Annotated in this window: 1 protein-coding gene; it reads left to right on the top strand. The window is 49.4% G+C overall.

Annotation, left to right across the window (positions count from 1 at the left end):
- Positions 1-316, top strand: a 316-nt coding sequence (locus tag AC1RPQ_RS08270) for a hypothetical protein (protein ID WP_481762307.1), incomplete at both ends; no start/stop codon positions are given.

Raw genomic sequence — 316 nt, 5'->3', positions numbered from 1 at the left:
CAATGCAGGCCTCCACCGAATTGACTGGCACCTTTGTTAGCTTGACCTTCGCAAAAGCTGTTGCCGTCTTGTGGACACCGTTTCGCAAGATTATTGAGGAATCTGATTGGTGGAAAGGTCTGTTCGAAATTCTGAAACACCACGGCGATGCTATGGGGACCGAACTTTACAAACTGAGTTCGCTGTACTTCACGCTCGGGTATAAGAACATTCGATTCTATCCTTCTGGTCCAAAATCGAGCACACTTCGTGGCGACACGCGAATTCTGGCAGCACTCGACGAACTTGGTCTCTTTCCGCTACCCACTGGTGATAG

The sequence above is a fragment of the Dellaglioa sp. CoH-57-MRSF-21 genome (genome assembly GCF_056781915.1).
Note: the sequence above shows the minus strand (reverse complement) of the source record. Positions and strands in the feature narration are given on the sequence as shown.